The following is a 13,870-nucleotide window of genomic DNA, read 5'->3' as shown; positions in this document are numbered from 1 at the left end:
GGAGAAAAATAGACGAACTCAGAGCTCGCCTTTTTTGGCTTTCTCGCCGAGCTCAAAGCCTTTGTGGAGCGCCCTGAGGTTTATCTCCTCCGTGCCTTTCGGAACCGCGTCGAGGACGGCCTTCTCTATGGCCTCCCTTCCCACTACCCCGGTCCATGCGGTAAGTATCCCGAGGGTCAGGATGTTCATGGTGAGGCTCAGGCCGGTGGTCTCCTCCGCTATCTCCGTGAGCGGTAGAGAGATGACTTCGAGCTTTTTCTCAAACTCAATGTCGCGGTGGGGCACGAGCTCCTCCTCGACGATTATCTTGGCGCCCTCCTTCACGGTGTGGAGGTACTTGTTGTACGCCTCCTGGGAGAAGAAGACCGCACAGTCCGGCTGGAGGGTCTTGGGGTAGTCTATCGGCTCGTCGCTGATGACCACCTCGGCCTTGCTGGCACCGCCCCTCGACTCCGGGCCATAGGCCTGAGTCTGCACGGCGTAGAGGTTTTCGTAGACGGCAGCCGCCCTTCCAAGGATAACACTCGCCAGGATAACTCCCTGGCCGCCGAAACCGCTGAAGAGGATTTCCTTCCTCATTCTTCCCACCCCATCATCCTCTTGGCCCTCTTCTTGTATTCCTCGTACTCCCTAACGAGACCCGGCCTGTCCCTGTCGGCGAACTCGCCGATGACTATCTTGCCCTCAAGCTCCTCTGGAGACATCTTCTTGGCCTTGGAGAGGGGAACGGTTATCTTCTGATACCAGCGGAGAAGCTCGGGGGCAGTCTTCATCCTGTTCCTCCTTCCGAAGCTTATTGGGCACGGGCTCAGGAACTCGACGAGGGTGAAGCCTTCTTTCTGGAGTGCCTTTTTGATGCTGTTGATTCCCTGGAGGTAGTTGAAGACGCTCCAGCGGGCGACGTAATTGGCTCCAGCAGAGACGGCGAGATCCGCTATGTCAAAGGGGTTCTCGAACTGGCCGTAAGGCGCGGTGGTGCCTTTCAGCCCCTTCAGCGCGGTCGGTGCGACCTGCCCGCCGGTCATTCCGTAGGTGAAATTGTTGATGAGTATCACCGTAACGTCGAGATTTCTCCTGATGGCGTGGATGAAGTGGTTCCCGCCTATTGCAGCAGCGTCGCCGTCGCCCATGAATGCGATTATCTTGAGGTTTGGGTTTGCGAGCTTTATGCCGGTTGCGAAGGCAAGTGCCCTTCCGTGGGTCGTGTGTAGGCCATCGAAGTTGACGAATCCCGGAACGCGGGAGGAACATCCTATACCGCTGACCCAGACTATCTCGTCAGGGTTGAGGCCGAGGTCGTCTATCGCGCGGAGCGTGTACTGCAGAGCGGAGCCTATCCCACAGCCGGGGCAGAATATCGTCGGCAGCATGTCCTTTCTCAGGTACTTATCGCGAATATCGTAAGCTGACTTCAGGTACATTCAGCCCACCACCCTCTCGACTATCTCCATCGGAGTGTGAACCTCGCCGCCTATCTTGGGTATGAGTTCAACCTCTGCCTTTCCGTTCGCTCCTTCCTTGACGAGATGGTAGAGCTGTCCGAGGTTCATCTCCGGGACGTATATCTTCTTCACTTGCTCCGCAAGCTCTTCAATCATATCGAAGTCGAAGGGCCAGATGGTGTTGAGCTTCAGCAGGCCGGCTTTAACGCCCTTCTCGCGGAGAATCTTGACGGCCCTTACCGCGGAGCGGGAAACGATGCCGGTGCTTATTACCGCTATCTCTGCATCTTCCAGCTCGAAGGCGTCGTAGGTTATGATGTCGTGCTTGTTGTTCTCTATCTTTCCAATTATCCTCTTTATCAGCTTCTCGTGAACCTCGGCATCAACGGTCTTCGGCCTTCCACGCTCGTCGTGGGTGAGGCCGGTGACGTAGGTGCGGTAGCCCTTCCCGAATATCGGCATCGGCGGCACTCCATCGCCGTGCGGGTCGCCGAAGGGGAGCTTGGCCTCTTCCTCATTGGCCGGGAGCTTCCTCTCGACCAGCTCTATTTCATCCGGCTTTGGAATGTAAACGCGCTCGCGCATGTGGGCTATCTCCGCGTCGGTGAGAAGGATCACGGGGGTTCTGTACTTCTCGGCCAGGTTGAATGCCTTGATCGTGAAGTCGAAGGCCTCCTGGACGGTGGATGGGCTCAGGACGATAAGACTGTGATCTCCGTGGGTGCCCCAGATGGCCTGCATTATGTCGCCCTGGGCGGCGAGGGTCGGCTGGCCGGTTGATGGACCGCTCCTCTGAACGTCAACGACAACAACCGGCGTCTCGGTCATTATCGCGTAGCCAAGGTTCTCCATCATGAGGCTGAAACCCGGGCCGGAGGTAGCCGTCATGGCCTTTGCACCGGCCCAGGAGGCGCCTATAATGGCCGCCATGCTCGCCAATTCATCCTCCATCTGTATGCTTACCCCATCAACGAGTGGCATGTAGAGCGCCATCGCCTCGAATATCTCGCTCGCAGGGGTTATCGGGTAGCCAGCGTAAAACCTGCAGCCGGCCAGAATCGCCGCCCTCGCTATCGCTTCGTCACCCTGAATGAAGTCTGACTTTCCAACAGGAAACGGGTATCTCATTTCAACCCCTCCTCATACCCAACGGTGAACGCCTTGATGTTTATCTCCTCGGTTCCCTTCGGAACGCGCCTCCTGATTGCCTCCTCAACGCTCTCTTTCTTAACCACTCCAGTCCTGGCCACGAGGTAGCCGAGGGCCACCATGTTAACGGTCAGGGCAAGCCCCGTGCTCTCCTCGGCGAGCCGAGTAAAGGGTGCACCGATGTAATCCCCATCGGGCTTGACAAGGTCTGTGTCTATGATGAGCAGGCCGTTCTTTTTCAGCTCATTCTTGACGGTGTTGTATCCGAGCTGGGCGAGGGCAACCAGGACGTCGGCTTTGGTGACTATCACATCGTAAATCGGCTCCTTCGAGATTATGACATCCGCTATCGAGTGGCCGCCCCTGCTGGCTGAGCTGTAGTCCTGGGTCTGGAGGACGTTCAGCCCCTCTATTGCGGCCGCCTCCCCGAGGATGACACCGGCCAGGACAACACCCTGGCCGCCTATGCCTGCAAACCTTATCTGCATAACCATCACTCCCCCTTAAGGCCGAAGTGCTCCTGGACTTCATCAATAAGCTTGTTCAGCTCTTCGGTGAACTCGGGCCTCTGTCTGTTGATTATCTCGCCGATGATGAACTTGCCCTCAAGTTCTTCCGGGGACATCTTCTTAGCTTTGCTCACGGGGACGCTGTTCTTGAGGAACCAGCGGAGCATCTCTGCCGGCTCCTTCATCCGGTTCCTCCTTCCGAACTGGACGGGACACTGAGAGATTACCTCGACGAGCGAGAAGCCCTTCACCTGAAGAGCCTTCTTGATGCTCTCGATGAGCTGGTAGACGTGGGCAGTTGTCCAGCGCGCCACGTAGCTGGCTCCAGCGGCGGCGACCGTCTCGCTTATCTGGAGCGGGTGTTCGATGTTTCTGTAGGGGCTGGTGGTGGTCTTCGCCCCGAAGGGCGTTGTGGGAGCCACCTGTCCACCCGTCATTCCGTAGATGAAGTTGTTAACGAGGATGACCGTTATGTCGATGTTCCTCCTCGCAGCGTGGAGCAGGTGGTTGCCGCCTATGCTCGCCAGGTCGCCGTCGCCGCTTATGACGACGACCTTCTTGTCCGGAAGGCCGACCTTGACACCGGTGGCGAAGGCTATCGCCCTTCCGTGGGTCGTGTGGAGCGTGTCCGCTAAGAAGTAGGGTGAGGCTATCCAGGCGGAGCAGCCTATTCCGCTCACGACGACCAAATCCTTCGGGTCTATCTTAAGCTGGTCAACTGCATTTGCAAAGGCGTTGAGAACGGTACCCCCACCGCAACCGGGGCAGAGGGCGGTTGGCAGAGCCTCCTTGCGGAGGTATTTGACCATCGGGTAGGTGGAGTAAATCTTCTTGGCCATCATGCAACACCCCTTATCTCGCGCAGGATTTCCTCAACCGTTAGAGGCACGCCGCCTATCCTGTTCACCCCCCTGAGAAGAACGTCGTCGTTAACGTAGCGCTCGACCTCTATTATCATCTGGCCGAGGTTCATCTCGGCGACGAGTATTGCCCTTGCCTTTTTCGCCAGCTCGCGCATCCTCTCTGAGGGGAACGGGTGAACGGTCTTTGGTACGAAGAGGCCGACGTTTATTCCCTCTTTCCTGGCCTTGAGAACCGCTCCGAGGGCAGGTCTTGCCGTTACGCCCCAGCTGACAACGAGGATTTCAGCATCTTCAGTGAAGTGCTCCTCGTACTTTTCGTAAACCTCACGGTTTTGCTCAATCTTCCGGTGAATCCTTCTCACGAGCCTGTCGTGAACCTCGGGGGTATAGACGTCTCTAAGCCCGTTCTCCTTGTGTGTTGAACCGGTAACGTGGGTGAAGTAACCATGGCCGAAGAGCGGCATCGGCGGAACGCCGTCGCCGTGTGGGTCTCCAAAGGGAAGCTTTGCCTCTTCCTCGTTCTGGGGAAGCTTGCGGTAGGCTATCTCTACCTCCTCGATGTCCGGGATCCTTATCTGCTCCCTCGTGTGGGCCAGAACACCGTCGAAGAGAACCACGACCGGTGTTCTCAGCTTCTCAGCTATGTTGAACGCCCTAATCGTCTCCCAGAATGCATCTTGCCCGCTCGTCGGAGAAACCGCTATTATCGGGTGGTCTCCGTGCGTCCCCCATCTTGCCTGAAAGAAGTCGCCCTGCGCCCCCTTCGTCGCCTGCCCCGTGCTCGGCCCGCTCCTCTGGACATCGACAAGGACGAGGGGAGTCTCGGTCATCACAGCGTAGCCGAGGTTCTCCTGCATGAGGCTGAAACCTGGGCCGGCAGTTGCCGTCATCACCTTGAAGCCCGTCCAGGAGGCGCCGACCATTGCCGCTATGCTCCCAATCTCGTCCTCCATCTGCAGATAGTAGCCGCCGAGCTTTGGAAGCTCCCTAGCCATCGTTTCGGCTATCTCGCTCGACGGGGTTATCGGGTAGCCGGCGTAAAACCTGCATCCCGCAAAGATAGCCCCGTAGGCGACTGCCTCGTTGCCCTGCATGAAGTAGTTGCCCGGTTTGTAGAGCTTTCTAATGAGCCTGACCTGTTCAGGCTCGTCTCCCCGGATTATCATAATCACCACCTAACTGCAATAGCAAAGTCCGGACAGAGCAGCTCACACAGCTTGCACTTAACGCATTTATCCGCGTGAACCGGAACCGGATAATGAACGCCCTTCTCGCTCAGCTCTTTGCTCCACTCAAACACCTTTCTGGGACACATCTCAAGGCAGATTCCACAGCCCTTGCAGAGAAAAGTGTCAACATCGATTTCAACAACGCCCTCGGCTTTGCCACTTACGAGGTAGCCCCCCTTCACGATGACGGTCTTCCCTTCGACATCTGCCATAATCATCACCCGCGATTTGCTAACCCCGTTTACGTTTGTCAACATTTAAAGGTTTCGTGGATGCCCATTGGTGGACATCAAAGAACTCCGGATTCAGGAAGGTACTGCAGAAAATAAAGGGCCGTGAAGCGAACAAAAACGAAATAACTTCACCATGTGATCAGCTGCCAGTCGAGCAGGTTGTTCTCGACAATATACTCCCACCTCTCGCGGCACTCCGGTTTAAGGTTCTCGATGTGGCTCAGCTCCTGGGTGGCCGAGAACTTCTTTATCGCCCTGCCTATGGTTCTGTCGTAGTCGGTCAGGCAGTTGTGGGGGCCGCGCTTGGATCCAGCGCCAACCGGGTCGCTGAGGATCCTCTTGTTCGGGAACTTTCTTTTGGCCCAGATAAGCAGTTCCACCGCGCTCCAGAGCCACGGTGGGCGGTACTCCTTCTTCTCCCACAGGCGCTCATAGAGCGTGCCCTTTTGAATATCGGTTATGTTGATGGAGAAGGTGTCCGTGTAGGGTTCGGCCTTAATTACACTCTCCTTGGCGTCCTCCATCCCATCACGCTCGCTCAGAAAGATCGGCTTGAGGAGGAGGTAGGTCTTCACCTTTGCCCCTGCCTCGTGGGTCGCCTCTGCGGCCTTCACGAAATCGGCGAAGGTGTTCCCTTTGTTTATCGAAACATCGGCAACGTCGTCGTTCGCTGTTTCCAGCCCTATCGCCACCTCGAAGTGCTTGCCAGGGACTATTTCGGCCAACTCCTTAACCGCGTCGTAGCGAACGAGCTCGCTCCTGCTCTCGATGACTATCTCCTCGACCTCATCGATCCCCGCGAGGATTTCAAAGATTTTCTTCCTCGTCTCGGGCTTAAGCTCACCGTTGTCAAGGAATGAGCCTGAAGTGAACATCCTGACCGCAAAGGGCCCTTTTTTACCCTCAATCTTCCTGAGAGCCTCTCTCACATAGTCCACTATTGCCTCCTGGCTCCATTTTACCTTCGGGGCCGCCGTGGGGTAGGCGCACATGTAGCACGCCTGCTCTATTCTAAAGCGGTAGCAGCCCACCGTAGGCAGGATGATGAAAAGGGCCGTTCCAGGTTTTCCGGCCACGTTGTCCTCGCTCGTCCAGTAGCTCATAATTTCTCACCTGAACCCCGCTGGTGGTTAGGGTTTTTAAAGGTGAGGTCGAGTTTTTTACATGCCAAAGATACTCCTCACCAACGACGATGGCATCTACTCCAATGGGATAAGGGCCGCTGTGAAAGCCCTCAGCGAGCTCGGCGAGGTCTACGTTGTCGCGCCGCTCTTCCAGAGGAGCGCTAGTGGCCGTGCTATGACGCTCCACAGGCCGATAAGGGCGAAGCTTGTAAACGTTCCAGGGGCAAAGGTAGCTTATGGGATTGATGGAACGCCGACAGACTGCGTCATCTTCGCCCTCGCGCGCTTCGAGAAGTTCGACCTGGCAGTCAGCGGAATAAACCTCGGTGAGAACCTCAGCACCGAGATAACAGTTTCTGGAACCGCATCGGCCGCCATTGAAGCCGCGACCCATAGGATTCCCGCCATAGCGATAAGCCAGGAGGTGGACTGGAAGAAGACCCTCAGCGAGGGTGAGGGAGTAGACTTCTCTGCCTCTGTGCATTTTCTCAGGAAAATCGCCGGGAGCGTCCTGATAAGAGGCCTTCCCGATGGGGTGGATATGCTGAACGTGAACGTGCCAGGAAGCGCGACGCCTGAAACCGAGATTGCAGTAACCAGGCTTGCCAGGAAACGCTACAACCCCACCATCGAGGAGCGCGTTGACCCCAGAGGGCACTCGTACTACTGGATAGTTGGAAGGAAGACGACCGAGTTCGAGCCCGGGACGGACGCTTATGCACTCAAAGTCGAGAGAAAGGTCAGCGTGACGCCGATAAACATAGATATGACAGCAGGGGTTGACTTCGAGGAAATAAAAAGGGTGTTAATAAGTGGGGACTAAGCCTCCCCGAAAATCCTCTCCACGAACCACCTCTCGTCAAAGGGCTTGAGATCGTCGTAGCCCTGACCGACACCAACGAAGAGTATCGGCGCGCCTATCGCGTGGCTTATGCTCAGAGCTGCACCGCCGCGTGCGTCGGCATCGAGCTTGGTGAGTACCACGCCGTCTATCTTTACAGCCCCGTTGAACTGCTTGGCCTGCTCGACAACCGAGTTTCCGGCAAGACTGTCACCGACGAAGATCACCAAATCCGGCTCGGTGACACGGACTATCTTCCTCATCTCGTCCATGAGGTTTCTGTTCAGTTCGTTCCTTCCGGCGGTGTCGATGAGGACGACGTCTATTCCCCTCGCCTTCGCGTGCTGGATCGCGTCGTAGGCGACAGCCGCGGGGTCGGCACCGTAGGAGTGCTTTATCACCTTAACACCGACGCGCCTTGCGTGCTCCTCAACCTGCTCAATCGCCCCGGCTCTGAAGGTATCGCTCGCTGCTATGACAACTGAAAGCCCGTTCTTCTTGAGCCAGTGGGCGAGCTTGGCTATAGTGGTCGTCTTTCCGGAGCCGTTGAAACCGACGAAGACTATTATGAAGGGCTTCTCCTCCTTGGACTTTATGGTCTCTATGAGGTCTATCCTCCTTTCGGGTGTTAGAATTTCGAGTATTGCCTCGCGGAGGGCATCTTCAATGATCTTCTCCTTGTTTGTGCCTATGCGGACTTTCCTGCCAACGAGCTTCTCTTTTATTTTCTCTCTGAGGGCTTCAACGGTCTCCAGTGCCACATCGGCCTCAAGCAGTTCCAGCTCCAGCTCATCAAGGGCATCCTCAACGTCCTTATCCTTTATCTCCACCTGGAGAAGCTTTTCAATGAATCCTTTCTTTTCTTCGGGAGCTTTCTTTTCGAGGACCTTTTCCTCTTCCTCTATCTTCTCCTCAACGGTCTTTGTGAACTTTTTGAGCTTTTCCCTGAGTTTTCCAAACATCTCCACCACCTGATTAGCGGGAGGCTACTTCCTATATAATAGTTATGAACGCCCTCGGCGATAGCTGGTGTCATCACAGCTCAGACCCGAAACCGTTCGTCATCGGGCGGACTGAATCATCGTGGAGATTTATAAGTCCTTTTAGTACCTCCTGACATAAGTCCTGCTCTCCACCACCTTCCCGCTCTCAAGGCGCATCACGTCAACCCTCTCGAAGCCCACGGTCTCCCTCTTGTACGCGATTAGGTAATCAATGAATTCTCTGATCTTATAGCGGGTTATTGAGTCCTTAACGTACTTGTGCTCGTAGAGAAGGATGAGCTTGTCCTTGTGTTCCCCCAGCCAGCGGCGGAGCATCACCCTCTCGGGCTTCGGCCGAGAGAGCGGGTTGACTATCAGGTAGACATCGAAGTCATCGCTTTCGAAGGGGGCCCCTATGTAAACGTCGCCGTTAACCTGAAACGGCAGGTACTCCGCAAGTATGCTCCTGCCCGCCTTTCCCCATGCATTGAGGTATATTCTGGCAATCCTCTTCCCGTCTCCGGTTATTAAAACTGCTCCTGAGTGCAGTTTGGCGATTTCCTTTAACATGCTCATCACAAAGAACTTTTACTCGCAGGTTAAAATTCTTTCCCATATTTTCGGTTCTGGGAACACCGCAAAGTATATATTTCCACCTCCCATATACATCTGCAAAACTCGCGGAGGGTTTCAGATGAGGAAGTGGTTAAGCCTGTTTTTAATCGGCCTCCTAGCCATAAGCGTCGTGGCCAGCGGCTGTATAAGCAACGGTGGGGAGACCACCACCCAGACCAAGGGCAAGATTGCCATCGTCTACGATGTTGGTGGTAGGGGTGACCTGAGCTTCAACGACATGGCTTACATAGGTGCCAAAAAGGCCGCTGAGGACTTCAACCTCGAGCTCGTTGAGCTCCAGAGCAACACCGAGGATGACTACGTCAAGAACCTTGAGACCCTCGCCCAGCAGGGCGACTACCTCGTTATAATCGCGGTCGGTTTCATGATGACCGATGCCGTCAAGAAGGTCGCCTCGGAGTACCCGAACCAGCACTTCGCGATCATTGACGGCTTTGACCCGGACATGCCGGACAACGTCATGATGATACTCTTCAAGGAGAACGAGGGTTCCGCGCTCATAGGCGCTCTTGCGGCCCTCATTGCCGCTGACAGCGGCAAGGACAAGGTTGGAATCGTCCTTGGAATGGAGATACCGGTTCTCTACAAGTTCGAGGGCGGCTACCGCTTTGGTGTCGCCTGGGCCGAGGACTACTACAAGCAGAAGACCGGAAAGGACGTTAACATAGACGTCCTCTACCAGTACACTGGAACCTTCACCGATCCGGCCAAGGGCTACCAGGCCGCCAAGGCCCAGCTTGACCAGGGCGCCTGGGTCATCTACCAGGTCGCCGGCGGAACCGGTGTCGGTGTCTTCAACGCCATCAGCGAGTACCTCCAGGCCCACAACCAGAAGATGGGCCCGCCTTTCGCCGTCGGTGTTGACTCCGCCCAGGACTGGATCAAGCCTGGAGCGATCATCGCTAGCATGATGAAGCGCGTTGACGTTGGTGTCTACACCGCCGTCAAGGACGCCGTCGAGGGCAACTTCAAGGGAGGTGTTGTCGAGCTCGGCCTCAAGGAGAACGGTGTCGGCGTCAGCACCGTTGACGACGTCATGGCCATGTTTGACTCCCTCCCCGAGGACACCCAGCAGCAGAAGCTTAAGGAGCTCGGATTCACCAGCAAGGACGAGCTCAGGAAGTACCTTGAGGACACCAGGAAGCAGGTTCCGGACTGGATCTGGCAGGCCGTCGACGAGCTCAAGCAGAAGATAACCAGCGGCGAGATCAAGGTTCCGAAGGCCTTCAACAAGGACGAGATTGAGGCCATCAGGAGCGCCAAGACCTGGCAGGAAATGATGCAGCTCGCCGAGTGATCTTCTCCGTCCCTTTTATTATAATTTTGTGCGGTTCTTGAATCTCATCATCGGGGGTGCTTGCATGGAAGAGACTCCAATACTGGAAATGAAAGGCATCGTGAAGGTCTATCCAGACGGCACAAGGGCCCTGAAGGGTGTTGACCTCACGGTATATAAGGGTGAGATTCTCGGCCTCCTCGGTGAGAACGGCGCGGGCAAGACGACCCTCATGAAGATTCTCTTTGGGATGCTCCACCCAACCGCGGGTAAAATCTACATCCGCGGTAAGGAGACCCGCTTTAAGAGCCCGGCCGATGCTCTCGCAAACGGCATCGGTATGGTTCACCAGCACTTTACTCTCGTTGAGGTTTTTGACGCTCTCCACAACATAATCCTCGGTATGGAGGGGCACGGGCTGTTTTCGAAGATAGATGTTGGTAGGGCGAGAAAGAAGCTCCAGGAGCTTATGGAGGACCTTAACTTTAAGGTGCCCCTCGACGTGCCCGTTGAGGAGCTCCCCGTTGGTGTCCAGCAGAGGATCGAGATACTCAAGATGCTCTTTAGGGACGTTGACGTGCTGATCCTCGACGAGCCGACGGCGGTTCTCACCCCGATAGAAGTCGAAGAGCTGTTTGCCGTCCTCAAAAAGCTCAAGGCTGAAGGTAAAACTATAATCTTCATCAGCCACAAACTCAACGAGGTCATGGAGCTGACGGACAGGGTTACCGTTATCCGGAAGGGTGAGGTGATAGGAACCGTCAAGACCAGCGAGGCCACTCCCCAGCTCCTCGCGAGGATGATGGTCGGCAGGGACGTCGTTCTCAGGATCCAGAAGCCGCCGAAAGAACCCGGAAAGCCGATACTTGAGATCAAGAACCTCTGGGTCAAGGGCGACAGGGGAGAGGATGCTGTTAAAGGCCTGTCCTTTGAGGTGAGGGCCGGCGAAATATTTGGAATAGCCGGGGTCGAGGGCAACGGCCAGACGGAGCTTATCGAGGCCATAACCGGCCTTAGAAAGCCCGAAAAGGGAAGTGTTCTCCTCAACGGGCAGGATATTACCGGCAGATCTCCCAAGAAACTTTATGATGCTGGAATGGCCCACATCCCGGAGGACAGGACCCACATGGGACTTGTGCTCGACATGACCGTTACCGAGAACGCGATCCTCGGCCTGCAGTGGAGGAAGGAGTTCCAGCGCTGGAAGGGTGCCATAGACTGGGGCAAGGCCAAGAAGCACACGATGAAGCTCATCGAGCAGTTCGAGATATCCGCTCCCGGAGTGGACGCCCCGGTCAAGAGCCTCAGCGGTGGAAACCAGCAGAAGCTCATCGTTGCCAGAGAGGTCAGCAAACAGCCTGTCCTTATAATAGCATCCCAGCCGACGCGTGGTGTTGACGTGGCCTCCACCGAGTACATCCGCAACTACCTCGTGAAGCTCAGGAACGAGGGCAAGGCCGTTCTCCTTGTCTCGGCAGACCTTGATGAGGTCATCCAGCTCAGCGACAGGATGGGAATAATCTACGAGGGCGAGTTCATGGGAGTTGTCAAGCCCGAGGAGGTCACCACAGAGGAGATAGGAATGATGATGGGGGGAATACGCTATGAAGAGCTCAAAAAGTGATGCCCTTAAGTTCTTCAACTTCAAAGCTCTCATCGAGAGTCTCATAGCCATCTTCGTCGGCTTCCTCCTGGGGGCCATAGTGCTCCTGGCCTTCGGATACAGTCCTGTAGAGACGTACTACTGGCTCTTCAAGGGCGCTCTCGGCTCAACCAACGGTATAGCCAGCACCCTCGCGTACTCCACCCCGATAATGCTCACGGCACTCACGTTTGCCATAAGCGCCAGGACTGGAATCTTCAACATCGGTGCGGAGGGTTCCTTCTACTTCGGTGCGATAGCGGCCGTCATCTTCACCAACATATGGGGCAACATGTGGTTCGGTCTCGCCATGGGCATGCTCCTCGGTGCGCTCTGGAGCCTCCCTGCGGCCTTCCTTAAGGTCTACCGCGGTGTCCACGAGGTTATATCCACCATCATGCTCAACTGGATAGCGTGGTTCTTTGTCCTCTGGCTCGTCGTCGGCCCGTACGCCAACCCCAACGACCCCAACAAGACCATAAGGATCCCCGAAAGTGCCAGGCTCCCCCTGATAGGGAACACTGACCTCTCAATAGCCTTCATAATTGCGGTCATTGCCTCAATCCTCACGTACTACCTCCTCTGGCACACGGTCTTCGGGTTTGGCATGAGGGCAAGCGGCATCAACCCGAGGGCCGCCAGGTACGGCGGTGTTAACCCGAACAAGGCAATAATATGGTCCTTTGTTATAGGCGGAATCATGAGCGGCCTTGGTGGCGCCATGAAGATCATGGGTGAGCCGCCAACATACGCCATAAGCCAGGGAATGGCCAACGTCTACGGCCTGGGTTTCGATGGAATAGGCGTCGCCCTCGTCGGCAGGAACCACCCGCTGGGCATAATCTTCGCCGCGATATTCTTCGGAATGCTCCGCGCAGGTACCCCGCTGATGCAGATCGGCGCGCAGGTACCCCTTGAGATTATCAAGGTCATACAGGGTATCATTGTCATAACCGTTGCCATTCCTGGACTCTACGACATGATTAAGAAGGCTCTCGCGAGGGGGGAGGCCTGATGGACCTTGGGTCGGTTATATCCATACTCATAACCTCCCTCATGGCCATGGTGCCCATAGTGCTCACGAGCGTCGGTGCCGTCTGGAGTGAGAGGGCAGGTGTGGTCAGCATTGGCTATGAGGGAGTCCTCCTCATGAGTGCGTTCTTTGGCGCAATAGCCGCGGAAGTGACCGGCAGCGGCATCATGGGGCTTGTTGGCGGCATAGCCACGGGCATCATCTTCGGAATCCTCCATGGAGTCCTCACGGTGTACCTCAAGGGCGACCACATCATACCGGGTATAGGCATCAACCTGCTGGCTATGGGTGTCGTCCCCTTCGGTATCCTCGCCTACTGGGGAACCGCCGGCCAGCACCAGGTCGCCGTTACGCTCTGGAGCTGGAACACCAAGTACGGCAAGATAAGCCCCATGGTGTTCGTGACCATAGCGATAGCGATCATCACGTGGTGGGTGCTCTTCAAGACACCCCTTGGACTGCGCGTTAGGTCGGTCGGTGAGAACCCTGAGGCGGCTGACGCCCTCGGTATAAACGTCGAGAAGTACAGGTTCTGGTCAGCGGTCTACGGCCACGCGCTGGCGGGCCTCGGAGGGGCGTACATGAGCGTCGCCTGGCTCGGAGTTGTTCAGAAAACGATGTCCGCCGGCAGGGGATTCATAGCACTCGCCAACATGGTCTTCAGCGGCTGGAACCCCCTTGTTGCCCTCCTCGGCGGCTGGCTCTTCGGCTTCTTCGACGCACTGGCGGCGTGGCTCGCACCGCTCCACATAATACCCGGGCAGTTCATCCTGATGCTGCCCTACATAATGACCCTTATCATCGTGGCAGGAATCATTGGCAAGGCTAGGCCGCCGAAGTGGGACGGAAGGCCCTACAAGAGGGAGTGACTCCCTCTTCTCCATTCTGTTTTTGTCAGGTCGGAGTGAAG

15 protein-coding genes are annotated in these 13,870 nt (G+C 56.1%); 5 read left to right on the top strand and 10 right to left on the bottom strand.

Features of this window, described 5'->3' with window-relative positions; translation table 11 throughout:
* Positions 1–18 precede the first annotated feature (18 nt).
* The 8 genes from E3E36_RS08270 to E3E36_RS08235 form a co-directional block, all read right to left on the bottom strand.
* Positions 19–579: a 2-oxoacid:ferredoxin oxidoreductase subunit gamma gene (locus E3E36_RS08270; protein WP_167894975.1), complete on the bottom strand. Its 561-nt coding sequence runs from the start codon at positions 577–579 to the stop codon at positions 19–21.
* On the bottom strand, positions 576–1,421 hold the full coding sequence (locus E3E36_RS08265) for a 2-oxoacid:ferredoxin oxidoreductase subunit beta (protein WP_167894974.1): 846 nt from the start codon (positions 1,419–1,421) through the stop codon (positions 576–578). The genes E3E36_RS08270 and E3E36_RS08265 overlap by 4 nt, the downstream gene beginning before the upstream one ends.
* The gene (locus E3E36_RS08260) at positions 1,422–2,570 is read right to left on the bottom strand and encodes a 2-oxoacid:acceptor oxidoreductase subunit alpha (RefSeq protein ID WP_167894973.1); all 1,149 of its coding nucleotides are present in this window, start codon (positions 2,568–2,570) and stop codon (positions 1,422–1,424) included.
* Positions 2,567–3,079, bottom strand: a complete 513-nt coding sequence (locus E3E36_RS08255) for a 2-oxoacid:ferredoxin oxidoreductase subunit gamma (protein WP_167895340.1) — start codon at positions 3,077–3,079, stop codon at positions 2,567–2,569. Before E3E36_RS08255 ends, E3E36_RS08260 begins: the two co-directional genes overlap by 4 nt.
* 5 nt (positions 3,080–3,084) lie before the next feature.
* Positions 3,085–3,939: a 2-oxoacid:ferredoxin oxidoreductase subunit beta gene (locus E3E36_RS08250; RefSeq protein WP_167894972.1), complete on the bottom strand. Its 855-nt coding sequence runs from the start codon at positions 3,937–3,939 to the stop codon at positions 3,085–3,087.
* Positions 3,939–5,129, bottom strand: coding sequence for a 2-oxoacid:acceptor oxidoreductase subunit alpha (locus tag E3E36_RS08245; RefSeq protein WP_167895339.1), 1,191 nt, complete (start codon positions 5,127–5,129; stop codon positions 3,939–3,941). Before E3E36_RS08245 ends, E3E36_RS08250 begins: the two co-directional genes overlap by 1 nt.
* A 2-nt stretch (positions 5,130–5,131) precedes the next feature.
* Positions 5,132–5,404: a 2-oxoglutarate ferredoxin oxidoreductase subunit delta gene (locus tag E3E36_RS08240; protein ID WP_167895338.1), complete on the bottom strand. Its 273-nt coding sequence runs from the start codon at positions 5,402–5,404 to the stop codon at positions 5,132–5,134.
* A 149-nt stretch (positions 5,405–5,553) separates the two neighbouring features.
* On the bottom strand, positions 5,554–6,528 hold the full coding sequence (locus tag E3E36_RS08235; RefSeq protein WP_167894971.1) for an archaeosine biosynthesis radical SAM protein RaSEA: 975 nt from the start codon (positions 6,526–6,528) through the stop codon (positions 5,554–5,556).
* A 61-nt stretch (positions 6,529–6,589) separates the two neighbouring features.
* On the opposite strand from E3E36_RS08235, the gene surE reads away from it, so the two are divergent.
* A complete protein-coding gene (surE, locus tag E3E36_RS08230) occupies positions 6,590–7,372 on the top strand; it encodes a 5'/3'-nucleotidase SurE (RefSeq protein WP_167894970.1) in 783 nt (260 codons plus the stop codon).
* On the opposite strand, the gene ftsY is transcribed toward surE, so the two are convergent.
* Together ftsY and E3E36_RS08220 are read right to left on the bottom strand one after the other, a co-directional pair.
* Positions 7,369–8,352, bottom strand: coding sequence for a signal recognition particle-docking protein FtsY (ftsY, locus tag E3E36_RS08225; protein ID WP_167895337.1), 984 nt, complete (start codon positions 8,350–8,352; stop codon positions 7,369–7,371). The two genes, surE and ftsY, sit on opposite strands and share 4 nt — an antisense overlap.
* A gap of 141 nt (positions 8,353–8,493) precedes the next feature.
* Complete coding sequence (locus E3E36_RS08220; protein ID WP_167895336.1) at positions 8,494–8,943, bottom strand: hypothetical protein; 450 nt, start codon at positions 8,941–8,943, stop codon at positions 8,494–8,496.
* 124 nt (positions 8,944–9,067) lie between these two features.
* Here E3E36_RS08220 and E3E36_RS08215 point away from each other — a divergent pair, with 124 nt between their 5' ends.
* The 4 genes from E3E36_RS08215 to E3E36_RS08200 all read left to right on the top strand — a co-directional run bounded on the left by E3E36_RS08215 (position 9,068) and on the right by E3E36_RS08200 (position 13,829).
* Complete coding sequence (locus E3E36_RS08215) at positions 9,068–10,306, top strand: BMP family protein (RefSeq protein ID WP_167894969.1); 1,239 nt, start codon at positions 9,068–9,070, stop codon at positions 10,304–10,306.
* Between the two features lie 64 nt (positions 10,307–10,370).
* Positions 10,371–11,909, top strand: a complete 1,539-nt coding sequence (locus tag E3E36_RS08210) for an ABC transporter ATP-binding protein (RefSeq protein WP_167894968.1) — start codon at positions 10,371–10,373, stop codon at positions 11,907–11,909.
* Positions 11,890–12,942, top strand: coding sequence for an ABC transporter permease (locus tag E3E36_RS08205; RefSeq protein ID WP_167894967.1), 1,053 nt, complete (start codon positions 11,890–11,892; stop codon positions 12,940–12,942). Before E3E36_RS08210 ends, E3E36_RS08205 begins: the two co-directional genes overlap by 20 nt.
* Complete coding sequence (locus tag E3E36_RS08200; protein WP_167894966.1) at positions 12,942–13,829, top strand: ABC transporter permease; 888 nt, start codon at positions 12,942–12,944, stop codon at positions 13,827–13,829. The genes E3E36_RS08205 and E3E36_RS08200 overlap by 1 nt, the downstream gene beginning before the upstream one ends.
* Positions 13,830–13,870: the final 41 nt, after the last annotated feature.

Source organism: Thermococcus sp. M36 (genome assembly GCF_012027355.1).
GTDB lineage: Archaea > Methanobacteriota_B > Thermococci > Thermococcales > Thermococcaceae > Thermococcus.
The sequence above is the reverse complement of the archived record's forward strand: the minus strand, read 5'-3'. Positions and strand labels throughout refer to the sequence as shown.